General features: G+C 76.6%; 20 protein-coding genes. 2 read left to right on the top strand and 18 right to left on the bottom strand.

Annotated elements, in window-relative coordinates; all coding sequences use genetic code 11:
- Positions 1 to 208: 208 nt before the first annotated feature.
- Complete coding sequence (locus tag NT8_RS04905; RefSeq protein ID WP_067964699.1) at positions 209 to 949, top strand: (2Fe-2S)-binding protein; 741 nt, start codon at positions 209 to 211, stop codon at positions 947 to 949.
- A gap of 125 nt (positions 950 to 1,074) precedes the next feature.
- Here the strand turns inward: NT8_RS04905 and NT8_RS04900 are convergent, their stop codons facing one another.
- From NT8_RS04900 to NT8_RS04845, 12 genes are read right to left on the bottom strand one after another with little or no spacing between them, the layout of a single operon-like run.
- Positions 1,075 to 2,235, bottom strand: a complete 1,161-nt coding sequence (locus NT8_RS04900) for a UDP-galactopyranose mutase (protein ID WP_067964697.1) — start codon at positions 2,233 to 2,235, stop codon at positions 1,075 to 1,077.
- A gap of 17 nt (positions 2,236 to 2,252) precedes the next feature.
- Positions 2,253 to 3,371 carry a hypothetical protein gene (locus tag NT8_RS04895; RefSeq protein WP_067964695.1) on the bottom strand — a complete coding sequence of 373 codons (1,119 nt, stop codon included), beginning with the start codon at positions 3,369 to 3,371 and terminating at the stop codon, positions 2,253 to 2,255.
- Positions 3,372 to 3,376: 5 nt separating this feature from the next.
- A complete protein-coding gene (locus NT8_RS04890) occupies positions 3,377 to 5,173 on the bottom strand; it encodes an ABC transporter ATP-binding protein (protein WP_067964693.1) in 1,797 nt (598 codons plus the stop codon).
- Positions 5,174 to 5,182: 9 nt separating this feature from the next.
- On the bottom strand, positions 5,183 to 6,955 hold the full coding sequence (locus tag NT8_RS04885) for an ABC transporter transmembrane domain-containing protein (protein ID WP_084468645.1): 1,773 nt from the start codon (positions 6,953 to 6,955) through the stop codon (positions 5,183 to 5,185).
- Positions 6,956 to 6,974: 19 nt separating this feature from the next.
- Positions 6,975 to 8,297 carry a UDP-glucose dehydrogenase family protein gene (locus tag NT8_RS04880; RefSeq protein ID WP_217999065.1) on the bottom strand — a complete coding sequence of 441 codons (1,323 nt, stop codon included), beginning with the start codon at positions 8,295 to 8,297 and terminating at the stop codon, positions 6,975 to 6,977.
- A gap of 25 nt (positions 8,298 to 8,322) precedes the next feature.
- Positions 8,323 to 9,315 (bottom strand): NAD-dependent epimerase/dehydratase family protein, encoded by a 993-nt coding sequence (locus NT8_RS04875; RefSeq protein WP_067964691.1) that lies wholly within the window; start codon positions 9,313 to 9,315, stop codon positions 8,323 to 8,325.
- 49 nt (positions 9,316 to 9,364) lie between these two features.
- Positions 9,365 to 11,242: a carbamoyltransferase C-terminal domain-containing protein gene (locus NT8_RS04870; protein WP_067964690.1), complete on the bottom strand. Its 1,878-nt coding sequence runs from the start codon at positions 11,240 to 11,242 to the stop codon at positions 9,365 to 9,367.
- Positions 11,239 to 12,336 carry a glycosyltransferase family 2 protein gene (locus NT8_RS04865; protein WP_157515522.1) on the bottom strand — a complete coding sequence of 366 codons (1,098 nt, stop codon included), beginning with the start codon at positions 12,334 to 12,336 and terminating at the stop codon, positions 11,239 to 11,241. The genes NT8_RS04870 and NT8_RS04865 overlap by 4 nt, the downstream gene beginning before the upstream one ends.
- Positions 12,333 to 13,526: a radical SAM protein gene (locus tag NT8_RS04860; RefSeq protein ID WP_067964686.1), complete on the bottom strand. Its 1,194-nt coding sequence runs from the start codon at positions 13,524 to 13,526 to the stop codon at positions 12,333 to 12,335. Before NT8_RS04860 ends, NT8_RS04865 begins: the two co-directional genes overlap by 4 nt.
- The gene (locus tag NT8_RS04855) at positions 13,523 to 14,287 is read right to left on the bottom strand and encodes a sugar phosphate isomerase/epimerase family protein (RefSeq protein ID WP_067964685.1); all 765 of its coding nucleotides are present in this window, start codon (positions 14,285 to 14,287) and stop codon (positions 13,523 to 13,525) included. The genes NT8_RS04860 and NT8_RS04855 overlap by 4 nt, the downstream gene beginning before the upstream one ends.
- A 34-nt stretch (positions 14,288 to 14,321) precedes the next feature.
- On the bottom strand, positions 14,322 to 15,335 hold the full coding sequence (locus NT8_RS04850) for a Gfo/Idh/MocA family protein (RefSeq protein WP_067964683.1): 1,014 nt from the start codon (positions 15,333 to 15,335) through the stop codon (positions 14,322 to 14,324).
- Positions 15,332 to 16,387, bottom strand: a complete 1,056-nt coding sequence (locus NT8_RS04845) for a Gfo/Idh/MocA family protein (protein ID WP_084468643.1) — start codon at positions 16,385 to 16,387, stop codon at positions 15,332 to 15,334. Before NT8_RS04845 ends, NT8_RS04850 begins: the two co-directional genes overlap by 4 nt.
- Positions 16,388 to 16,818: 431 nt before the next feature.
- Between NT8_RS04845 and NT8_RS04840 the strand changes: the two genes are divergently transcribed.
- Positions 16,819 to 17,499 (top strand): phosphotransferase, encoded by a 681-nt coding sequence (locus NT8_RS04840; protein WP_217999063.1) that lies wholly within the window; start codon positions 16,819 to 16,821, stop codon positions 17,497 to 17,499.
- Positions 17,500 to 17,605: 106 nt separating this feature from the next.
- Here NT8_RS04840 and NT8_RS04835 read toward each other — a convergent pair whose 3' ends face one another.
- From NT8_RS04835 to NT8_RS04810, 6 genes are all read right to left on the bottom strand, one after another.
- A complete protein-coding gene (locus NT8_RS04835) occupies positions 17,606 to 18,028 on the bottom strand; it encodes a hypothetical protein (RefSeq protein WP_067964677.1) in 423 nt (140 codons plus the stop codon).
- A gap of 157 nt (positions 18,029 to 18,185) precedes the next feature.
- A complete protein-coding gene (locus NT8_RS04830) occupies positions 18,186 to 19,013 on the bottom strand; it encodes a TIGR03619 family F420-dependent LLM class oxidoreductase (protein WP_067964676.1) in 828 nt (275 codons plus the stop codon).
- Positions 19,010 to 19,732, bottom strand: coding sequence for an alpha/beta fold hydrolase (locus tag NT8_RS04825; RefSeq protein ID WP_067964674.1), 723 nt, complete (start codon positions 19,730 to 19,732; stop codon positions 19,010 to 19,012). Before NT8_RS04825 ends, NT8_RS04830 begins: the two co-directional genes overlap by 4 nt.
- Before the next feature lie 61 nt (positions 19,733 to 19,793).
- Positions 19,794 to 20,186 (bottom strand): VOC family protein, encoded by a 393-nt coding sequence (locus NT8_RS04820; protein WP_067964672.1) that lies wholly within the window; start codon positions 20,184 to 20,186, stop codon positions 19,794 to 19,796.
- Between the two features lie 169 nt (positions 20,187 to 20,355).
- A complete protein-coding gene (locus NT8_RS04815) occupies positions 20,356 to 21,546 on the bottom strand; it encodes a beta-1,3-glucanase family protein (RefSeq protein WP_067964669.1) in 1,191 nt (396 codons plus the stop codon).
- Positions 21,547 to 21,831: 285 nt separating this feature from the next.
- Positions 21,832 to 22,524 (bottom strand): metal-dependent transcriptional regulator, encoded by a 693-nt coding sequence (locus NT8_RS04810; RefSeq protein WP_067964667.1) that lies wholly within the window; start codon positions 22,522 to 22,524, stop codon positions 21,832 to 21,834.
- Between the last annotated feature and the right edge of the window lie 327 nt (positions 22,525 to 22,851).

The raw sequence follows: 22,851 nt of genomic DNA, 5'->3' as shown, positions 1-22,851 counted from the left end.
GGCGGCCAGTCCCGCACGGCCCGGCGGCCGGGCGGGATGAGGCGCGGTGCCGGGGCGGGGACGTGCGCCGGGCACCGGCCCGACCGGCTCGGGCCCGGCGGGGGCGGAGGCCCGGCGCGCCGGGAGGGGCGGAGCACGTCCGGGGCCGGCGGCCGGGGCGGGCTACGCTGCCGGGGACGGCGAGTGCGGGGACGAGAGCGGGGAACCTGTGGCCGAGGCGGACCTGGCGGCGGTGCTGGCAGACGTCGGCGCGGTGAACGTGTTCTTCGCCGTGGCGCCCCCGCCCCCCGGGCCGGGTCTGCGGCCGGTGGCCGACCTGGCCGATCCCGGCCTGCTGGCGGCCGAGGTCGAACGGACCCGGGCGGCCCTCGCCGCCGCCTCGGGCACCGCCCCCGACCGGGTCGAGGACCGGGTGGCCGCGTCGCTGTTCTTCCAGGGGCTGGCGTCGCGGCTGCTGTCGCCGGTGCTCGGCGCCGCTGTCGCGCACGGCCGGACCCCGGACCCCGCCGGCCTGCGCTGGCGCCCGGACCGCGACGGGCCGCTGTCGTTCACTGCGGGCGGCGCCCGCGCGCTCACGCTCCCCGCGGCCGGACCCGGCGGCCGCGCCGCGGCGGTCGCCGACCTGGTCGGCGAGCGGGTCGTCGACGGCGTGCTCGCGCCGGTCGCGGCGGCGCTGCGCGCCCGCACCGGGGTGGCGGGCGGGCTGCTGTGGGGCGACGCCGCGTCGGCGCTGGCCGGGGCGGCGGCCGCCTTCGCCGCGGCGCGGCCCGGCCACGCCCCGGTGGCGCGGGCCGCCGCGCGGCACCTGCTGGCCCGCCCCCCGCTGCGCGGGCTCGGCGCGTTCGCACCGGACCCGCCGCACGCGTTCGTCCGCACCACCTGCTGCCTGTACTACCGCCTGCCGGCCGGCGGCATGTGCGGCGACTGCGCCCTCCGCCCCCGGCCCTGATCCCGGCGCCGCCCGGCGCGGTCCGCGCCACCGCCCGTCCCGCCGCGGCCTTGCCGAGGATTCACGTGAAACCGCCGGTCAGAGCGGCGCGGCCGGCCCGCCGGGGGTGCGGCGGGCCGGCCGGCTCACACCCGCGGCCCGGTCCGGAGGGCGGCCAGGACCTCGTCGGCGCACGCCATCCCCTGGGCGATGGCGACGTCCTGGTTGATGTAGTCGTAGTTGGCCAGGCGCCCGCAGAAGAACACCCGCATGCGCGTCGCCTCGCGGATCTCCCGCTGGAGGCGCGCGTTGCCGCGCTCGTTGCGCTCGTCGGGGGTGAGCACCGGGTAGTGCCGCGCGTCGGCGCCCGGGTACTCCTCGGCGACCACCGTCCCCGCGATCCGCTGGCCGGTGGCGTGCTTGGTCTCGACCGTGCGCGTGTAGGGCACCCGCAAGGAGGGCTGGTTGACGATGTAGCCCGCGGTCGCCGTCTCCTCCGGCCCGTCGACCGGCACGTAGCGGCTCACCGTGCGGATACCGCGCCACTCCAGCTCACCCGGGCGCCGCAGGAACGCGTCCAGGGGCGCCGTGATCACCACCGCGTCGTGGACCTCCTCCAGGTCCGGGAACCGGTCGGCGGTCACCTCCTCGCCGAAGGTGCCGGGGACGGGGCGCAGCACGCTCTCGATGACGCCCTGCGCCCCCTCGGCCGGGAAGAACTCCCAGGTGTCCCGGAACAGCCGCCGGACGCCGTCGGTGCGCAGACCGAGCCGGCCGGGGGCGAACCGCGCGGACAGCTCCTCGGGGCGGCGCCCCCACTGCTTGACGGTGTACCCCTCGATGAACAGCCGGTAGAGGGTGGGGCCCATGACCCCGACGCAGTAGGAGGCGAAGTCGCGCGTGGAGGGGTGCTCGGGCAGCGCGGCCAGCTCCCGCTCGATCGCGGGCCACAGCGGGAGCCCCCGGAGCTCGTCCACCTGCGGGGGCCACGACAGCGTGCGCCCGTGCTCGTCGTCGTCGTCCAGGAAGACGTGCGTCAGCCCGCAGTGCGCGTAGGGCCGCCCCATGCCGTGGCGGACGGCGAAGTCGCGCACCCGCTGGTCGGAGGTGTGGAAGATGTGCGGTCCCTCGGGCTCGTACACCACGCCGTTGAGGACCTCGCTGCGCGAGTGCCCGCCGGCGACGCGCGCGGCCTCGTACACGTGCACGCCGCAGCCCGCGTCGTGCAGGAGCCGGGCTGCGGTGGCGCCGGCCCAGCCGGCGCCGATCACCGCGACGCTCGGCGGGCCCGTCGGTGCTCCGGTCATGTCTCCTCCTGTCGGTGTCACGACGCGGCGGTGCTGTAGCGGCGCTCGCCGCGGGACGGGGCGAGCCCGGCGGTCAGGCCGCGGGAGAGGAAGGCCGCCAGCCGCGCGGTCGCCGCCGCGCGGTCCGCGCCGGCGCGCTTGTCCAGGACGGCGGCGGCCCACGCGTGCAGGGACCGCTCGACCAGGGGGCGCCGCGCCGCGTCCGCCGCGTCCCCCTCGGTGCCGGTCTCGACCCGGTGCACGGTGCCGAGCAGCGCGGCGGTGCACCACAGCGGGAAGACGATGTCCTCGACCGGACCGGCCGCCGCCCCCAGCCCGTCGAGGGCGTCGACGAATTCCGCCATGAGGGCGGGCAGCGGCACACCGGACTCCTGGAGGAGTTCGACCGCCGCACGGGAGGGGGGCTCCCCGTTGCGGGCGACCGTCGGCAGCAGGCCCACCGCGTGCCGGTGCGGCGGGTACATCAGGTAGGGCACGATCGAGGGCCGGGTGGGCTCCGCCGTCCAGTCGACGGGTCCGCCGTCGCCGGGGAAGCAGAACGACGGCCGGCCGTCGGCGAGGACGTTGCCCTCCAGCGTCGGCAGCGGGCGGTGGTCGACCAGGTTGGGGACGGTGACGAGGGCGGGCAGCCGGGTGCCGTCGAGGAACCGCTTCAGCAGCTCGTCGTGGTGGTCGGCCAGGACCGCCCGGTCGGCGATGTAGGCGGCGAAGGCGCGCGCCGCGCGCACCGGCAGGACCACCCCCACGGTCGGCACGTAGGGCCCCACGGGCACCGTCCACGGGCTGCCCCGCAGCAGGGCCAGCCGGCCGGCGAAGCCCGTCCGCGACGTCGCGGCGGCGTGCAGGCTGACGACCGCGTCGGGGCGGGCGCGCACCGCCGCCAGGACCTGGTCGCGGAAGTCCGCGCACAGGGCGACGTCGTCCTCCAGGACGAGGTGGTGGGTGGCGTCCGCGCCGGCCGCCTCCCAGACCAGGCGGGCCGAGCGGACCGAGCTGGGCGGCCCTTCGGGGTCGGGGTCGACGACGACGCGCAGGCCGAGTTCGGGGTGGGAGTCGCGCAGCGCCCGCGCGTGCTCCAGGCGCTTCGGGTGGGTCATGACGGCGGTGCTGATCCGGGTTCCGCCGTGCTCGATCATGGGCCTCACTCCTCGGTTCGTGCGCGGTCCGGCGGCCCGGAGGGGCCGCCGGCGTCCGACGCGGGGCTCCACGCCCGCCACAGGCGCGCGTAGGTGCCGCCGCGGGCCAGCAGTTCGCGGTGGGTGCCCAGTTCGGTGATGGCGCCGCCGTCGACCACCGCGATCCGGTCGGCGTCGTGCGCGGTGTGCAGCCGGTGGGCGATCGCGACGATGGTGCGGCCCTTCGCCACCGCGGTGAGCGACCTCTCCAGCGACCGGGCCACCCCCAGGTCGATCAGGGAGGTCGCCTCGTCCAGCACGAGGACGCGGGGGGCGGCGAGCAGCAGCCGCGCCATGGCGGTCTGCTGGGCCTGGGCCGGGGTGAGCGGGTGGCCGGAGGCGCCCACGGCCGTGTCGATCCCCTCGGGCAGGGCGTCGACCCACCGGTCCGCCGCCACGGCGCGCAGGGCCGCCCGCACCTCGGCGTCGGTGGCGTCGGGGCGCGGGAGCACGAGGTTGTCGCGGAGCGTCCCGGTGAAGACGTGGTGCTCTTGGGGGACGAGGGCGACGGCGCGCCGCAGGCGGTCGGGGGCGATGCGGTCGAGCGGCACCCCGCCGAGGGCGACGGTGCCGGCGGTGGGGGCGTTCACCCCGGCGACGACGCGCCCGAGCGTGGACTTCCCGGCCCCGCTCGGGCCGATCACCGCGATGCGCTCGCCGGGGGCGATGTCGAGGTCGATGCCGTCGAGCACGTCCCGGTCGGGGGTGTAGCCGAACCGCACGCCGCGCAGGCGGACGCTGGCGGTGTCCGGTGCCGCCGCCCGCCCCGTCGCGGGCCGCGGCCGCGGCACCCCCCGCAGCCGGGCCAGCGCGGCGTAGCCGACGAGCACGTCGTTGAGGTAGTGGGCGAGGCGGTTGACGGGTTCGGCGAGCTGCTGGGCGTAGAGGGCCGCCGCGGTGACCTCGGCCACCGACGCCCAGCCCCGCGAGTAGAGCAGGCCGCCGACGAGGAGCACCGCGGGCAGCGGCAGGAAGTAGCCCATGCCGACGCTCGGCAGCCAGACCGACCGCAGGTTCAGGGTGGCGATGCTCGCCCCGACCACGTCGGCGATGTCGGCGTCGGTGCGGGCGACCCGGTACCGGCCGCGGCGCAGCGCGTCGACCGTGCGGGCGCCGTCGGCGGTCTCGGCGATCCCGTCGTTGAGGCGCGAATGGGCCGCGCCCTCCTCCAGGTAGCGCCGCGGGGCGCGCCGCAGGTACCACCGGCTCGCGGCGAACAGGACCGGGACGGACACCAGGCACGGCGCGAACAGCAGCGGGTTCACCAGCAGCAGCGCGACCAGGGTGAGCGCCATGCTCAAGGTCGCGGTGACCATCTCCGGAAGCGCGAAGCGGATGTTGCGCGACAGGGCGTCGACGTCGCGCGACGTGCGGGTCAGCAGGTCGCCGGTGCCGGCCCGCTCGGCGTCCGCGAGGGGCAGGGCGAGGACGTCGCGGACGAAGTCCTCGCGGAGCCGGGCGAGGACCCGCTCGCCGAGGACGCGCGACGTCAGCCGGCCCCGCTGCACGCACCCGGCCTCGGCGAGGACGAGCACCGCGCACAGCACGGCGACGGCCTCCGCCGACACCCCCGGGGCGCCGCCGCCCTCGGCCGCCGCCTCGACCAGCCGGCCGAGCAGCGGGGGGACCGCGAGCGCCGCGGCGCACGCGGCGGTGTACCAGGCCAGGGCGCGCAGCAGCGGCCCGGGGTGGCGGGTGTAGACGTCGCGCAGGTAGCGGCCGACCTCGCGCGGGGGCGCCACGGGCAGCAGTCCGCCGGACATGGGCGGCTCCTAAGGGTTGGCCGGGGCGGCGGACGGGCGGGCGGGCGCCCGGCCGGGCGGCGCGGCCGCGCGGTCGCCCGCGAACCGCCGGTAGTCGAGGCAGGTGGCGGAGAGGCCGCGGTGGGTCCCGGTCGCGGCCACGGTGCCGTCGCGCAGCAGCGCGACGGTGTCGGCGGCGGCGAGCAGCAGGGGGCTGCTGTCGATGAGGACGGTGGTGCGTCCGCGCCGGTGGCGCACCAGGCGGGGGGCCAGCCGCGCCTGGGTGTGGACGTCCACGGCCGACGCGCACTCGACGAGGACCAGGACCGGCGGGTCGGCGAGCAGCGCCCGCGCCAGGACCAGGCGCTGCCGCTGGCCCCCGGACAGCTCCCAGCCGCGCGGGGCGACCGGGCTGTCCAACCCCTCGGGGAGGCGCTCCAGGACGTCCTCGGCGCAGGCGGCGTGCAGGGCCGCGAGCAGCGCCCGGTCACCGTGCCGGCCCTCGGGGTCGAGTTCGTCGCGCAGCCGCCCGCCGAACCACCAGGCGTCGCCGTCGGCCACGAGCACGTGGTCGCGCAGCTCGTCCAGTGCGATGTCGGCGGCGGGCACCCCGCGGACGCGGACGTCGCCGCCGGTGTGCCGGCCGATCCGGTCGGCCAGCCGGGCGGCTTCGGCGGTCGACGCGCACGCCACGGCGGTGCAGGCGCCGGGGGCGACGGCCAGGCCGGAGGCGGCGTCGTGGATCTCGACCGGCCCGGGGTCGGCCGGGATCGGGGCCGGCGGGCCGACCGGGTCGAGGCCGTGCCGGACGCCGAGGACGTCGACCACGCGCCGCGCCGCGACCATCCCCTTGGTGATCTTGTCGGCGGCCTCGGTGCCGGTGCGCAGGGGCAGGACGAGGAACGCCGCGAAGCCGTACAGGGTGACGAGGTCGCCGGGGGTGATCACACCCGCGAGGGCCAGCCGGGCGCCGGCCCAGATGCAGGCGACCACGAAGGCGCCGGGCAGCAGCACCTGGGCGGCGTCGAGGAGCGACTCCACACGCGCCACCCGGACGCCGGCGCGGCGGGCCCGCTGGGAGTGGGCGCGGTAGCGCTCGGCGAACCCGCGTTCGCCGCCGACCCCCCGGAGCACCCGCAACCCGTGGACGAGGTCGGCGGCGTGGACGCCCAGCCCGCCGATGAGCCGCCGGTGGCCGTCCTGGCGGCGGTGCAGCGGGCGCAGCAGCGGCCCCACGGCGAGCATCAGGACCGGCGCGCCCACCAGCGCCATGGCCCCCAGCGGGACCGATGTGGCGAACAGCAGGCCGACGACGGCGGTGAACGACACCACCGCCCCCGCGGCCCGGCCGACGATCTCGGTGACCCCGCCCACGGCGGCGATGTCGACCGCCCCCACGCCCACCACACCGCCGGCCTCGACCCTGCGGTTCACCGCAGCGCCGTGGCCGACGATGTGCCGGGTCACCACCTGGAGGGTGCGGTAGGAGGCGATGTTCGCGTTGGCCATGGAGAACCGGTGCCGGACCACCCCGGAGGCGTTCTGCACCACCCCCAGCCCGAGCAGCGCCGCGCAGCCCGTGAGGACCGCGTGCGGGTCGAACCCGGCGGGTCCGCCGCCGAACCCGGCGTCGATCGTCGCGCCCACCGCGTAGGGCACCAGCGCCTGGCTGAGCATCCACACGATGCCGAACGCCACGGCGCCCGCCAGGGTGGGCAGCTGCCCGCGCAGGATCCACCGCAGGAACGCTCCCGCCGATCGGATGTCGGGCGTGCCGGGGTCGGCCAGGGGCAGTCGGCGCATGGGGCTCCTCGTTGCCGGGTCACAGGGCCGCCGGGCGGCCGAGGGCGGTGTAGGCCCAGCCGGCGCGCCGCCACTCCTCGGGGTCGAGGGCGCCGCGGCCGTCCACGACGGAGCGGCGCGCGACCACGCCGCCCAGTTCCCGGGGGTCGATGTCGCGGAACTCCGGCCAGTCGGTGAGGACCGCGACGGCGTGGGCGCCCGCGCACGCCTGCCGGTGATCGGCAGCGTAGTGCAGGTCGGGGTGGCCGCGCCGGGCATTCGCCATGGCCTTGGGGTCGTAGACGGCGACCTCGGCGCCGTCCCGGCGCAGCGCGTCGGCGACGTGCAGCGCCGGCGAGTCCCGCACGTCGTCGGACTCGGCCTTGAAGGCGGCGCCGAGCACGGCGACCCGCCGCCCGGCGATCCCGTCGGGGACCTGGCGGCGCACCAGGTCGACGGCGCGCTCGCGGCGGCGCAGGTTGACGGCGTCGACCTCGGCGAGGAACGCCAGCGCGTGGCCGACCCCCAGTTCGCGCGCCCGCGCCTGGAGCGCGCGCAGGTCCTTGGGCAGGCACCCGCCGCCGAAGCCCACCCCGGGGCGCAGGGAGCGGGCGCCGATGCGCGGGTCGTGGGCGAGCGCGTCGGCGAGTCCGCCGACGTCGGCCCCCGCGGCCTCGCAGACCTCGGCGAGCGCGTTGATGAAGGAGATCTTGGTGGCGAGGAAGGCGTTCGCGGCGGACTTGGCGAGTTCGGCGGTGGCGGGGTCGGTGACGACGAAGGGGACGCCCGCGTCGGCCAGCCGCGCGTAGACGTCGCGGAGGACCTTCTCGTCGGACGCCGAGGTGACGCCGAGGACGATGCGGTCCGGCCGCAGGGTGTCGGCGACGGCGTGCCCCTCGCGCAGGAACTCCGGGTTCCAGGCCGTCCGGACGCCGGCGCCGGCCGGGGCGGTCCGCCGCAGCCGTTCGGCGATCCGGGCGGTGGTGCCCACGGGGACCGTGGACTTGCCCACGACCAGGGACTCGGTGGTCAGGCGCGGGCCCAGTTCCTCGACGACCGCGTCGACGCTGCGCAGGTCGGCGGCCCCGTCACCGCGCTGCGGGGTGCCCACGCAGATGAAGTGGACGTCGGCTTCGGCGGCGGCACGGGCGTAGGAGGTGGTGAAGCGGAGCCGCCCGTTCGCCAGGTGGCGGGTGACCAGTTCCTGCAGCCCCCGCTCGTAGAACGGCACGCGGCCGTCGGCGAGCGCGGCGACGCGCCGCGCGTCGATGTCGACCGCCGTGACGTCGTGCCCCAGTTCCGCGAGGCAGGCGGCGTGGGTGACACCGAGGTATCCGCATCCGAGGACGGAGATCGCGTGCAACTCGTGGCTCCTAACGCGAGGGGGCTCAGGGCTCGGCCCGGCTGAGGGAGGGGCGTTCGGCGGTCGCGGCGATGGTGCGGAGCAGGCCCTCGCGCAGGGGCACGCGCGGGCTCCAGCCGAGCAGCCGCCGCGCCCGGCCGATGTCGGGTCGGCGCTGGCGCGGGTCGTCCGGCGGGGCCGGGCGGAAGTCGAGCACCGACCGGCTGCCCGTGAGGTCGCGGATGAGCAGGGCGAGGTCGCGGACGGTGACCTCCTCCTGGGAGCCGATGTTGACGGGACCGGGGTGGTCGCTGCCGGCGAGCGCGAGGAGGCCGGCCACGGTGTCGTCGACGTAGCAGAGCGAGCGCGTCTGGTCGCCGCTCCCGTAGACCGTCAGCGGCAGGTCGGCGACGGCCTGGCGGATGAAGTTGGGGACCGCCCGGCCGTCGTCGGCGCGCAGCCGGGGGCCGTAGGTGTTGAAGATGCGGACGATGCCGGTGCTCAGCCCGTGGACCCGCCCGTAGGTGGTGGTCAGCGCCTCGGCGTATCGCTTGGCCTCGTCGTACATCGCGCGGGGGCCGACCGGGTTGACGTTGCCCCAGTAGTCCTCGCGCTGCGGGTGCTCCAGGGGGTCGCCGTAGACCTCCGAGGTGGAGGCGAGCACGAACCGGGCGCCGTCGCGCCGGGCGACGCGCAGCGCGGCGGCGGTGCCCGGCCCGCCGGCGGCGAGGGTCTCCAGCGGCAGCCGCGCGTAGTCGCTGGGTGAGGCCGGCGACGCCAGGTGCAGGACGAGGTCCACCCGCCCCGCGACCTCCGCTCCCTCGCTGACGTCCGCGGTGACCAGCGAGAACAGGGGGTGCCCCATGAGGTGGGCGACGTTGGCCGGGTCCCCCGTGCAGTGGTTGTCGAGGCACACCACCGCGGTCCCGGCGGCGACGAGGGCGTCGCACACGTGGCTGCCGAGGAAGCCGCTGCCCCCGGTGACCAGGGCCCGTTGGAATCGGCGGCCCGACCCGGGCCGCTCCTCGTTCGAGGTCACGTCTGGATGTCCCTTCCCGGCCGGTGGCGACCGGCCGCGGTGTGTCCGGTCAGCGCCCCACCAGGGCGCTGGTGTCGGACAGTTCGCTGAAGCGTCCGGGGCCGTCGACCATCCGGCGGCCGAAGGCGTGGTTGAGGGCCGTGCGGCGCGCCGCCGCCGCGCCGTTGTCGCGGCGGAGCAGGCGCGCCGCGGCGGCGAGCCGCGGGTTGTCCGCGAAGGCGACGCCGATGCGCCCGTCCAGGCAGAGCAGGTCGAGTTCGGCGGTGAGGAAGGCGGCGAGGGCGTCTTCCAGGGTCGACACCAGGGGTTCGTCGTGGAGGTTGAAGCTGGTGTTGATGAGGACGGGGACGCCGGTGCGGCGTTCGTACTCCTCCAGCAGGCGGTGCAGGAACGGGTCGTCGTCGGCGGTGACGACCTGGGGGCGCGCGGTGCCGTCGACGTGGACCACCGCCGGGGCCAGGCGGGCGGTCTCCGGGCGGACCGGCAGGCACATGGTCATGAAGGGGAGGCAGTCGGTGACGTCGGAGGCGATGCCGTCGAGGTCGAACACCTCCGCGACGCGTTCGGCGCGCAGGATCGGGGCGAAGGGCATGAACTCGGTGCGCCGCAGCCGGGCGTTGAGGCGGGCGTTGACCCGGGGGTCGCGGGCGGCGCTGAGGACCGAGCGGCGGCCCAGGGCGCGCGGCCCGAACTCCTGGCGGCCGCGGACCAGGGCGACCGTCAGGTCGTCGGCGAGCGCGTCGGCCAGCTCCTCCTCCGGGCGGGTGAGGGTGCGGTGGCGGACCCCCAGTGCGGCCAGGAGGGGTTCGGCCGCGCCCGGCTCCGCCGGGAGGGGCCCCAGCGCCATGGCCGATGACCGGGCGGGCGGCCGGGCCGGCGCGCCGGGGCGGCGGGCCCCCGCCTGGTGGCCGGCCGCCGCGGCGGCGCCGATGCACAGGCCGTCGTCGCCCATGGGCGGGGCGACGAAGACCTTCCGGAAGCCCACCCGCGCCAGCGCCAGGTTGGCGCGCACGTTGGCGAACACCCCGCCGGCGAGGACCAGGGGCAGGTCGCGGCCGCAGGTGTCGGCCAGCCACTCCGCGACGACGGTGAGCCGCTCCTCCAGCAGGTCCTGGGCGGCGCGCGCGAGGTCGGCGTCGCTGTAGGGGAACCGCTCCCGGTACCGCTGGACGAGGTGCCGGTTGGGCTCGTAGAACGGCGGGGTGTCGCCGTCGAGGAAGCCCACCCAGTCGTAGAGCAGGTGGTCGGCGTCGCGGATGCTCCGGTGGACCTCCCACAGCGCGCGCCGGCGGTCGGCCCCGGGGCGGCCGTGCGCGGCCAGCCCGGTGACCTTGCCCTCGTGCTTGCAGGGGGTGAAGCCGAGCAGCGCGGTGGCGTCGGTGTACAGCGAGGCCAGGGCGTGGTACTCGTTCATGGCCGCGCCGGCCAGGCGGGTGGCGGTGCCCGCCCGCAGGTGGAAGGCGCCCGCGGTCAGGGCGCAGTTGTAGGCCCCGTAGTCGAAGGTCAGGGCGAGCGCCTCCGGGTAGCCGGAGAGTACGAACCCGGTGTAGGCGTGCATCTCGTGGTGGTCGAAGAACAGCAGCGGACGGCCGAGGGCCTCCAGCCGCTCGCGCCACTCCGGCGGGAACGGCAGGACGGGGCGGTCGGGCACGGGGTGCATCAGCGGCCGGAACACGGGGTCGGTCTCGGCCGGTCCGGGGCTCGATTCGAGGTAGGGGACGCCGATGGCGGCGACCTCGCCGAGTTCGACCGTCGCCAGCGCCCGGTGCGGGAAGCGGCCGTCCTGCTTGACGCGGGAGAACCGCTCCTCGCCGACCGCGTAGACCGGGCGCCCGTAGGCGTCGGCCAGGCACACCGTGCTGTCGTGCATGCCGCTGTAGTTGATGCCGAGGAAGGCGCCGGCGCCGGCGCTCCACCGCCCGCTCACGCCGCCTCCCCGGTCCCGGCGGCGGCCGCGCGCGGCACGAACGTGCGGTCGTCCATGAACCCGAAGCGGGAGAACAGGTAGTGCGGCCGGCCGACCTGCCAGGCGCCGACGAACTCCCCGGCGTCGAACGCCCAGTCGAGGACGGTACTGGCCACCAGGCCGGGTACGGCGGTGGCGCCGTCCCCGGGGACGCGCCGGCGGTGGGCGTGCTGGGCCAGCAGCGCGGCCGCCGCGGCGGGCACCGCCCACAGGGACCTGCCGCGGGTCGCCGGCGCGGCCGCGGCGGCGACCGCCCCGACGGCGGCCAGCGCGCTGACCGGGTTCAGCCGCGGTTCGCGCCGTTCGGGGTGGCGGACGTTGAGCCAGTGCGCGGCCCGCCCGTAGGTGAACAGCCGCCGGGCGATGGACAGCAGGCTGTCGCCGGTCTGCCGCGAGTGGTACACCACGGCCCCCGGGGCGCACGCGGTGGCGTGGCCCGCCTTGGTCATGCGGACGCCCAGGTCGACGTCCTCGCCGCCGACGATGGTGAGGGTGTCCTCGGCGAACCCGCCGACGGCCTCGAACGCCTCGGCGCGCACCGTCAGGTTCGCGGTGGCCGCCCAGGTGATGCGGTCGTAGGCGCGCGGCCAGGCGAACGGCTGGTGCATCTCCTGGGTGCGGCGGAACAGGCGCAGGGTGGCCGTCTCGGTGCCGATCATGTCCACCGGTCCGGCGACGGCGCCCACGTCGCGCGGGGCCTCGCGCAGGGCCTTGGCGGCGTGCTGGAGGAAGTCCGGGTCGGCCTCGCAGTCGGAGTCGACGAAGGCGATCAGGTCGAAGCGCGCGGCGCGGGCCCCGAGGTTGCGCTTGGCCCCCACCCGCCGCGGTCCCCGCAGGTAGGCGGCGTCGTGCCGGCGGCAGGCGGCGCGGTGGCGGTCGGCGTCGGCCGGGTCGGAGTCGTCGACCACGATGACCTCGGTCGGTTCGGGGCAGCGGGCGCGGGCCTCCGCGAGCCCGGTGAGCAGCGCGGCGAGCAGCCGGACCCGGCCGCGGACCGGGATGACGACGGACACGCCTGCACGGCGGTGGGCGGCCATGCTGTACCTCCAGATCACCGGGTGACGATGGGCAGGACGCGGCGGCTCGCGGGGGTCTCGGCCTGGTCGGCGCCGAGGAAGGACGAGCCGCACGCCGGGGCGTCCTGCCCGGTCCACAGGCGGGCGCGGGTCTCGGTGTTCACCAGGTGGTCGCCGTAGCTGGGGTGGACGAGGTGCTCGAAGTCGACGTAGCGCCGCTTGTAGCACCAGCGGCAGGGGCTGAACTCGTCGCGCAGGTCCTGCTCCGCGTGCTGGCGGCGCAGCCGCTGGAACCGCTCCGAGTTCCAGATGTCCATGAACGGCTCCTCGGTGAGGGAGCCGAAGGTGTACTTGGCCAGGCCGATGAGGTGGTCGCAGAAGCCGACGCGCCCCTCGTGGCTGATGTAGGCGTACGCCCACGGGTGCATGCACATCTTCTTGATGTCGTCGTCCAGGTTGAGCGACTCGTCGAGGGAGGAGGCGAGCTGGACGCGGACGCCCAGCTCGCGCCCGCGGTCGGTGGCCGCGTCCAGCGAGCGCGCCACGGTGGCCACGTCGTGGCCCAGGTGCCAGGGGTGGTCGGTGCCGATCTGGATGGGGGCGAGCGACACCTGGGCGATGCCCAGGTCGTCGGCGAGCGTGACGATGTCCGCCAGCTCGTGCAGGTTGGGGCGGCTCACCACGACGTACAGCGAGAGCAGGTCGCGGGGCGCGCCGTGGGCGTCGCGGTGGTGGACGAGCGTCGACGCGGTCTCGCGCAGGCGGGCCAGGGTGCCGCCCGCGCGCAGCGTCGCGAACAGGTCGTGGGACGCGGCGTCGCAGGACAGGACGACGACGGCGTGCTCGGCCATCATCCGGTCCCACAGCTCGGGCTTGTTCACCTGGCCGTTCGTCACCAGGCGGAGGCGGGCCCCGGAGTCCATGACCCGGTGCGCCGCCCGGGGGAAGTTCTTCAGGATGGTGCTCTCGCCGTAGCCGCGCAGGTCCACCAGCAGGGCGGAGTCGAACAGTTCGTCGGCGACGGTGCGGAACACCTCGTCGCTCATGTTCCACTCGGGCAGGAAGGGCCCGGCGCTGCGGCAGCTGGGGCACTTGAGGTTGCAGTTGCGGGTGAGTTCGACGAACAGGGCGAGCGGGCGGGAGGCCAGTTCGGTCCGGCGCTCCTGGAACTCGGCGATGTTGAGTTCCTGGTTGGCGCGCCGCGTCGCGGTCATCACGGGTCCGGTCATGTCGGTGACTCCTGCATCACATCGGCGACCGCGCGCTGGAACCGCCGGAGGACACCGGGGGCGTCGGTCGCGGGTTTCTCCTGCTCCAGGACGACCCAGCCGCCGGGCCCGGCCGCGGCGGCGGCGCGCAGGCACGCGCGCATGGGCACGGTGCCGCGGCCGAACTCCGTGCCGCCGGAGGCGTCACCGTCCTTGAGGTGGTAGTAGCCGCTGCGCGCGGCGTTGCGGGAGATGGCCTCGGCGGGGTCGAGCCCCGCCCGGGTGGCCCAGTAGGCGTCGACGATGAGCCTCAGGTCGGGCAGGTCACCGGTGAGGACGTCGGTCCCCCGGCGGCCGTCGTCCGCCACGACCGACATCTCGGCGTCGTGCGGGTGGAACATCAGGTCGGCCCCCGCGCGCCGCACGTCCTCGCGGACGGCGCCGAGGTCGTCGGCGAGGCGGTGGTAGCCGTCGGCGGACTGCTCCATGCCGAAGGCGGACAGGGCCAGGGCCGGGCAGTCGAGCCCGCCCAGCACGTCCGTCCACCGGCGCCGGTCCCCGGGGTCGGCCACGTCGGCGAGGAACAGGTGCAGGACGGGGACCCGCAGGCGGCTCCGGCGCAGCAGGGCGGCGGCGCCGGGGGCGCCCGCGACGTCCCCCATGGGTTCGACGCCGTCGAACCCGGCGTCGGCCGCGAGCCCGAGGACGCCGTCGAGGTCGGTGGTGGGCCGTCGCCCGAAGACCCCGTGGCCGTTGAACCCGAGTTGGACGGCGGTGCGCATGTGCGGCCTCCTGGTTCGCGGTGGTCCCGGCGGCTCACGCCGGTCCGGACGCGCCGCGGCTTTCGAACGAGGTGAGGAGTTCGGTGTTGCGGGCGGTGGTGGTGAGCAGGTGGGCCTCGGCGGCGGCGAAGTCCGACGACGCGCCCTTGCCGCGCCACCGGCCGAACTCCGCCACCATGGCGGCGTAGGCGTCGGCCCCGGCGAAGGGGCGGGTCTCCGGGGGTGCGCCCTGGCGCAGGACGCGCAGCTCCGTGGGGTGCGTGCCGGGGTTGAAGGCGTGGTCGAGGACCGCGGTGCCGCCGGGTGTCCGCAGTTCCAGCGGGGTGTCGACCCAGGCGTGCCGGAAGTCGCAGTCGAACGCGAGCACCCGGCCGTCCGGGAAGACCAGCCCGCCGGCCGAGACGAGGTCGATGTCGGCGTCCGTTCCGGCGCGGCCGTCGCGCACCTGGGCCAGCCAGCCCCGCTCCGCCGCGCCGAAGAGCGCCGAGGCGGCGTTGACGGCGTAGGTGCCGAGGTCGCGCAGCGCTCCCCCGCCGGACGACCGGCTGCGGCGGTGGTCGTCGGCGGGGGCGTCCAGGGTGTAGCCGATGTGCGCCCGCAGCAGCGCCGGCGTGCCGGGGGGTGCGTGCTGGTCCCGCCAGGCGCGCAGTGACGCCCACTGCTCGCGGAAGCGGTACATCGTCGCCTCCACGAGCAGCAGGTCGCGCCGGCGCGCCTCCGCCACCAGTTCGTCCGCCTCGGCGGCGGTGCCGACCGCCGGCTTCTCGACGAGGACCGACTTGCCGCTCCGCAGGGCCCGCAGCGCCCAGCGGTGGTGCAGGTGCGGCGGGAGCGGGAGGTAGACGGCGTCGATCCCGGGGTCGTCGAGGAGGTCGGCGTAGGAGGTGTGGTGGCGGGGGATGCCGAGCCGGTCGGCGGCCCGCGCCGTGCGTTCGGGGTCGCGCCCGGCGATGGCGGCCGGTACGGCGCCGTCGACCGCGGCCATCGCGGGGACGACGTGGCCGAGCGCGATGCGCGCGCAGCCGAGGATGCCCCATCGGGTGGTCATGTCGCGGCCTCCTCGGGGCGGCGGGCGCGGCACGCCGCCGCCAGGGTGTCGAGCACGTCGGCGGTCTCCACGGCGGTGGCCGCCTGGTCGTAGCGCGGGGGGCCGGCCGTCCGGCGCGCGGCGTCCGCGTAGAGCGCGCGGTAGGCCGGGCCGAAGCCGGCCGGGTGCCGCTCGCGGACCTCCCCGCCGGCAGCGGTGGCCACGCTGAGGCGGCCGGTGTCGTCGGCGGTGACGCGGCCCGCGGAGCAGTCGACCACGACCCGGAACGCGTCGCTGGACGCCGTCCACGCCACGTCGATGGCGGCGCCGGCACCGCCGATGTGGGTGGTCCGCACCGCCGCCCGCTCCAGGACGGGGCCCCGCCACACGGTCTCGACCGCTTCGGCTCCGGCCACGGGGGCCGCCAGGATCTCGCGGGCGAGGTAGACGCCGTGGTACCCGAGGTCGGCCAGGCACCCGCCCTCGGTGCCGGAGCGCCACATGGGCTCGGCCGCCCACGCCCCGGGGAACGGCGCCGTGGTGTGGTGCAGGTAGGTGACGGTGCGGGGGCGGCCGACCGTTCCGGAGGCGCACACCTCCAGCAGCCGGCGCAGCGCCGGTTCGTGCCGCCGGTTGTGGACGCACAGGAGGTGGCGGCGGGTGCGCCGGGCCAGGTCGAGCAGCCGCCGCGCGGCGGCCCCGGTGGCGGCCAGCGGCTTCTCGACCAGCACGCACGGTGCGGCGGCGAGCGCCTCGGCCGCCGTGTCGGCGTGCAGGGGGGTCGGGGTCGCCACGACCGCCATGGTGGCGGCGTCGAACGGGGCGTCGCCGATTCGGCGGTAGGTGGCGATCCGGCCGGGGCCGCCCAGGAGCCGCGCGATCCCGTCGGCGCGCTCGGGGTCGTCGTCCACGAGGCCGACGACGCGCGGGCCCGCGCCGTCCCGCAGCACGGGGGCGTGCGCGAATTCGGTTATTCTCCCGCATCCGATCAGGACGACTTTCGGGAACGGCGTCGGATGGATAATGGCGTCGGCGTCATTCGAGATCGAGGGTGTCTCAGGCGGGCGTGACACGGAGAACTCCCGGCTTCCGACTCATGCGCACCATTACTAGTCGCGCTCGCGTTTGCACGCAAGGTAGCTCCTTCATCCGCAGGACCGGTGGTCACACGATCCCGCTTCTCCGTGATCACCACTTGAGCTGCCGCAATACCGGAGGGTTGCGTTATGGACACACTCCCCTGTCCCGCGCCGGGCGCCGCCCGGCCGGGGACGGCACCCGCGGCGGACCCGCCGCCGACCGCGCCCGCGGCGACCGGGAAATTGACCTAGAATGGCCGACGGCTTCCCGTGGAGCCATTCCTTGATACGTGGAGGATGAGCCGGTGCGCGTTTCTTCGGCGGATGGCGGAGATATCTCTGGAGAACTTCGGGGAGGGCACACGAACGCGCCGCGGCGGGTCGGGGGGACGGTGGTCCGCGCTACCGGGCCGTGGTCGCCCGCCGTGCACGCGTTCCTGCGGTACCTGGAGACCGCGGCGCCCGGGGCGGCGCCGCGGGTGCTCGGCGCGGAGGGCGGGCGCGAGACGCTGTCCTTCGTTCCGGGCGACGTCCCCGACGACGGCCGCACCGCGGAGGTGCCGGAGGCGGCGGTGGCGAGCACGGGCCGGCTGCTGCGGCGGGTGCACGACGCCGCGCGCGGGTTCCGGCTGCCCGAGGGGGTGTCCTGGCACCACGCGCCGTCGCTGCCGTCGGCCGCCGCGGTGGTGTGCCACAACGACGTCGCGCCGCGCAACGTGGTCTTCTCCGGCCACGAGGCGGTCGCCCTCATCGACTGGGACTTCGCCGGGCCCGAGGACCCGTTGTGGGACCTCGCGCACGCCGCCTGGCAGTTCGCCCCGCTGATGCCCGACGACGCCTGCCGGGAGCGGGGCTGGCGCGACGGCCCGCCCGACCGGGGGCGCCGGCTCACCGCCCTCCTCGACGGCTACGGCGCGTCGGCCGCCGACCGGGCGGAGGTGCTCCGGCTGGTGCCGCGCCGGGTGGCCGCCACCCTCCACGGCATCGAGCGCGGCGCGGCGGCGGGCGACCCGGCCGCGTCCCGCCTGGTGGCCGGGGGCGTCACCGCCGAACTGCGCCGCACCCTCGACTGGTTGGCGGAGCACCCGCCGCCCGCCCCGTCCTGACCGGGCACCGCCGCCCGGCCGTCGGCCGCCGCGCCGTCGGCGGCGAGGCGCGTCCCGCAGCGGCCGGTCGCGGTGGTCCGCCGGCGCGGTGGCCGCCGCGCCGCCGTCAACCACCGCCACCACCACCGCCGTCGCCGCCTCCGCCGTCGCCCCCGTCACCGCCGTCGGAGGACCCGGGGCCGTACCCGGTCCCCTCGCCGCCGCCGTGGCGCGGGGGTCCCGGCCCGCTGCCGCCGTCCACCCAGATGAGGAAGGCGATGAATGCGGCGCCCAGCGCGACGACCCCGGCCACCACGAGGACGCCCTCCACGAACGCCCCGAGGGAGGCGACGAGCCGCCGGCCCTCCGGCGTCCCGAGGAAGCCGACCACGGAGACCGCGGCCAGGAGGCCGGCGGCGGCGCAGGCCAGGGCCCCCACCAGGAGGTTCAGCGGCTTGCCGTCCCCCAGGATCTCGGCCAGTTCGTCCTTGAAGGCGTAGGCGAGGTAGCCGACGCCGATGAGGATGAGGAGTACGGCGACGCCCGCCACACGGCACCTCCCGGACCGGGTGCCCCCTCCCCTACCCATCGGCGGCGGATCTCCCGGGAGGGGTGTCCGGATCCGGCCGCGCCCGGGGAGGGGGCGGCGGACGGCGAGGCTCCGGCCGCGCGGCCGGAGCCTCCCGGTGGTGCGCCCGGGGCTCGGGTCAGCCGGTGTCCAGGGCGCGCGCCAGGGCGGCCATGCGGTCGGCGTAGCCCTCAGGGGCGCCGAACCAGACCGCGACGTGGTCGGCGCCCGCGGCCGCGAACGCGCGGACCCGCTCGGCGGCCGCCGGGACGCCGTCGAGCGTGGCGGCCTCCGTGCGCGCGCCCGCCTCGACCGGCCGCCCGGCGCGGGCGCGCAGGTCGCGGGCCGCCGCACCGAACGCCTCCGGGTCCAGGCCGACCGCCTGCCAGCCGTCGGCGTAGCGGGCGGCGCGGCGCAGCGCCGCCGGGGAGGTCCCGCCGACCAGGAGCGGCACCGGGGTGGCGGGCAGTGGGGCGAACTCGCCGTCGGTGAACCCGAACCGGTCGCCCGCGAACGGCCCCCGGCCGACGGTGTGCAGGTGGCGGAGGAGGCGCAGCGCCTCGTCGGTGCGGGCGCCGCGGTCGGCGAAGTCGGCGCCCAGCGCGGCGAACTCGCGCGCCTCCCACCCGGCGCCCACCCCCAGGACCAGCCGGCCGGGCGCCAGCCGGTCCAGGGTCGCGGCCTGCTTGGCCAGCAGGAACGGGTCGCGCAGCGGCAGGATCAGCACCGAGGTCCCCAGCCGCACCGCGCGCGTGGCGGCGGCGACGGCGGTCAGCGTCACGACCGGCTCCAGCGCGCCCCCGTACCCGCCGCCGTAGCCCCGGGGCGGCAGCGGGTGGTCGGGCAGCCACACCCCGCGGTAGCCGAGGTCCTCGGCGCGGCGGGCGAGGCCGACGACCAGGTGCGGGTCGAGGTCGGCGTGCTCGCTGGGCAGCACGGCGTGCAGCTCGGTCGGCGGGGCGCTCACGGCCGGCCCGCCGGAACGGGGTCGGCGCCGGCGAGGAACCCGGTGATCAGTCCGGCCCAGGCGTCGGGGGCGTCCTCCCACACCAGGTGCCCGGCGTCGAGTCCGGCGCGGGCGGCGCCGGGGATGCCGGCGGCGAGTTCGGCGGAGTGGGCGGGGTCGACCAGGGTGTCGGCGGTGGTGGCGACCACCAGGGTCGGCACGGCGACGCGCGGCAGGTCGGCGCGGACGTCGGCGCGCAGCACCAGGTCGACCTGGTCGGCGGCGCCGGGGGCGTGGTCCGGGGCGCCCTCGGCGGCGATCTGCGCCCGCCAGTCGCGCAGCAGCGCGCGGAAGGCGGGCGACGGCGCGGCGAACGCCGCGGTGAGGACGAGCGCGGTGACGCGGTCGGGGTGGCGGACGGCGGCGCGCACGGCGACCGCCCCGCCCAGGGAGTAGCCGTGGACGGCGAACGCGGGCAGGCCCGCGCCGACCGCCGCGGCGACCACCGCGTCGGCGAGGCCGTCGAGGGTGAGCGGGTCGGCCGCGCGCGGGGTGGTGCCCGACCCGGGGTAGTCGGGGGCGACCACGGTGCGGTCGCGGGCGAGGGCGTCGATGACGCGCCCGTAGTTGGGCAGGGCGCCGCCGCCCGCGCCGTGGGCGAGGAGCAGGCCGGGCCCGCTGCCGCGGACGAGGGGGGACGGGGGGCCGCCGGGGGCGGCGGACGGGGTCGGTGTCGTCATGGCCGGGACCCTACGAGGTGACACCGGTGTGAAGGTCAACCCGGCGGCGGGGCGGCCCGGGTCAGGCCGGGTCGGCGTAGATCATGATGGGGCGGCCGTCGGGGTCGGCGACGTAGGCCGCGCGCTCTCCGCCGTCGGACTCGGGGGCGTGCAGGACGCGGACCCCGAGGCGGCGCAGCCGGGCGAGTTCGGCGTCGACGTCGTCGCAGGCCAGACAGAGTTCGAAGGTGGCGACGGCGCCGGCGGGCGCGGCGGGCAGCCCGTGCAGCGGGTCGCGCGGGGAGCCGAGGGCGAGCCCGCTGCCGTTGAGGCGGACCTGGGCGAACTCCGCGGGCGCGGCCGGGTCCTCGGGGTAGCGGTAGGCCACCTCGTACCCGAGCGCCTCGGTGTAGAAGCGGAGGAGCCGACCGACGTCCTCGGTGTAGAGCAGCGGAAACGGACTGCGGAACGCCACGCGGACTCCCATCATGTGATGGTCGCAGCCTATTCCACTTCCGTCGGCGGAGGGGGTGCGGTGCGCACTCGGGGCGCCTGCCGCGGCACCGGCCGGCGCCCGGTCCCTCCCGGCGGCGCCGGGTGGCGCCGGGTGGCGGGGCCCCGTGCGGCCGGGGCCCCGCCACCGGTCAGAACGGGGTGAGGGTGACGGTGACGGCGGTGGGGTTGTGGTCCTGCACGTAGGAGGCGTACTCGGCGACGTCGTCGAACGCGAACCCGTACGCCTTCCCGTCGACCATGTGCTCGTGCAGGATGCGCGAGTAGTGGTTGGAGACGGGCGTGCGGTAGAAGTCGGCGGCGTCGGTGGTGGGCTGCCGGGCGTGGGAGAGCAGGGTGGACCGGTTGAACCCGGCGCCGAGGACCGCGGCGACGGGGCCGGTGAGGCGGTCGTTGGGGGCGGCGAGGGCTCCGTCGCAGAACAGCACGTCGCGCGTCGTGGGCTTGCGGAACGGGGTGACGCCGCCGTCGAAGACGAGCTGCCCGCCGGTCACGCGGCCGGTGAACACGCCCTCGTTGGTGGTGACGGTGAGGTCGGTGGCGGCGTAGTGGGACCACACCTGGTCGATGTAGGGGGCGAAGTAGTCGGCGGGGAACCGGCCGCCGTCGAGGCCGTGGCCGGGGGCGATGATGCGGGTGCGGTCACCGACGATGAGCGGGGAAAGGTCGGGGTCCGCGGCGGCCGCGTCGAAGACGGCGGCGCGCCCGCCGTCGACCAGCAGCCCGGTGGTCTGGACGGCGTCGCCCTCCAGGGTGATGGCGATGGGCACGCTGAACTGGTCGACCATCGAGGAGTTGCAGTACATGCCGTCGGCCTGGTGGGTGAACTCGAAGGTGTCGTAGAGGACGCCGAAGCTGGGATCGCTCTCGACGTGCCCGGCGGGGTACTGGAGGGCGGGGCGCCCGGCGCCGTCGATGACGACCCGGAAGCGCAGCTTGTCGCCGAGGGCGAAGTAGATGCGGCCCGACATCGGCTGCGGGAGCGGCAGGACGGTGCCGCCCGGGGACAGCGGGATGCTGTAGTCGGTGTAGCCGCCGTCGGTGTTGTCGGACTCGGCGACGGGGACCATCCGCCCGTCGGCGGTGACGTGCACCTGGGCGCCGGTGGAGATGTCGGTGCCCACGATGTAGACGCGCACCTGGTCGTCGGCGAAGGCGCCGGTCTCGTTGACGATGGTGACGGGCAGGGTGGCGGCGCGCGCCCCGGCGGCCGTCTCGGCGGCGGCGACGCCCGCCGCGGGCGGCCGGGCGAACGCGTAGCCCGCGGCCCCGGCGGCGGCTGCGGCGCCGAGCCCGCCGAGGAACCTCCTGCGATCGATCATTAAGGACTCCTTCCTATTTTCGGGGCCCCAATGTGGCAGCGCGTTACGGTCCGCGTCAACGCCCTCACGGAAACGGGCCGCATCGCCGCAGCTCCAGCTCACGCCACGTGACCTAGATCACACGTACACTGAGAGAGCGCTCTCCCGACCCCCCTTCCCCGCCGCCGCGACCCCACCCGACCGACCCCGGGGGCACCCCCGGCGTTGATCTCGACGCCGTCGGGCCATGGGATCGCTCCCATGGCCCGACGGCGTCGAGATCAACGAGGGCCGACGGGCCGGCGGTCAGGGGTGGGTGGGGGCGATCCACAGGGCCTCGGCGGCACCGAGGCCCAGGGGCTGGTCGCGGGCGTCGCCGGGCGGGCCGACCCGGACCACCAGGGAGCCGCCGAACGGCTGGCGCTCCACCACCTCGACCCGCATGCCGATGCCGATGCGCTGTTCGGCGAGGTAGCGCAGCAGCTCGGGGTCGGAGTCGTTCACCCGGACGATGACGCCGCCGGTGCCGTCGGCGGCCTCGGACAGCAGCCGGGTGTCGCGCTCGACCACCTCGCCGTCGCGGGTGGGGATGGGGTCGCCGTGCGGGTCGACCACGGGGTCGCCGAGGTGGTCGGCGATGCGGTCGACGAACCGGTCGGAGACGACGTGCTCCAGGATCTCGGCCTCGTCGTGGACCTCGTCCCAGGAGTAGCCCAGCGCCTCCACCAGGTAGGTCTCCAGCAGCCGGTGGCGGCGCAGCACGGCCAGGGCGGCCTTGTCGCCGGTTTCGGTGAGCCGCACGTGGCCGTAGCGGCGGTGCTCGACCAGGCCCAGCTCACCGAGCTTGCGCAGCATTCCGGACACCGAGGAGTTGGACACGGACAGCCGGTCGGCCATGGCGGAGATGGTGACGGGTCCGGAACCGCGCTCCTGGAGGTCGTAGATGACCTTCACGTAGTCCTCGACCGAGGTGGACGGCCGCTGCGAAGTACTCCCCATGCCCGCTACGGTATCGCGGCCCGGCGTTTGCTCCGCGCGCCCGTCCGGCCGCGCCCACCCCCGGTGAACAGCGGGGACCCCCGCCCGGCGCACCGTCCGCACCCGCCCGGCGACCCTGGGTGATCTCCCGCACGGGAGTGCGCCCCCGGGAGATCGGGGAGGCGCCCGGCCGATCCGAAAGCCCTTCGCCGCAAGGGGTTCCCGCTCCCCCGCCCCCATGACCGAAACCCCGCGGTCGCTTAACCGCAGGTCAGAGGTTTAGGTCGGTCACCCCATGGGGTATTGTCCGTACACACGTTCGATTTCGGCCTGCCTTCCCCGGGCGTC

The organism is Nocardiopsis trehalosi NBRC 14201 (genome assembly GCF_001552555.1).
Lineage (GTDB): Bacteria > Actinomycetota > Actinomycetes > Streptosporangiales > Streptosporangiaceae > Nocardiopsis_B > Nocardiopsis_B trehalosi.
Note: the sequence above shows the minus strand (reverse complement) of the source record. Positions and strands in the feature narration are given on the sequence as shown.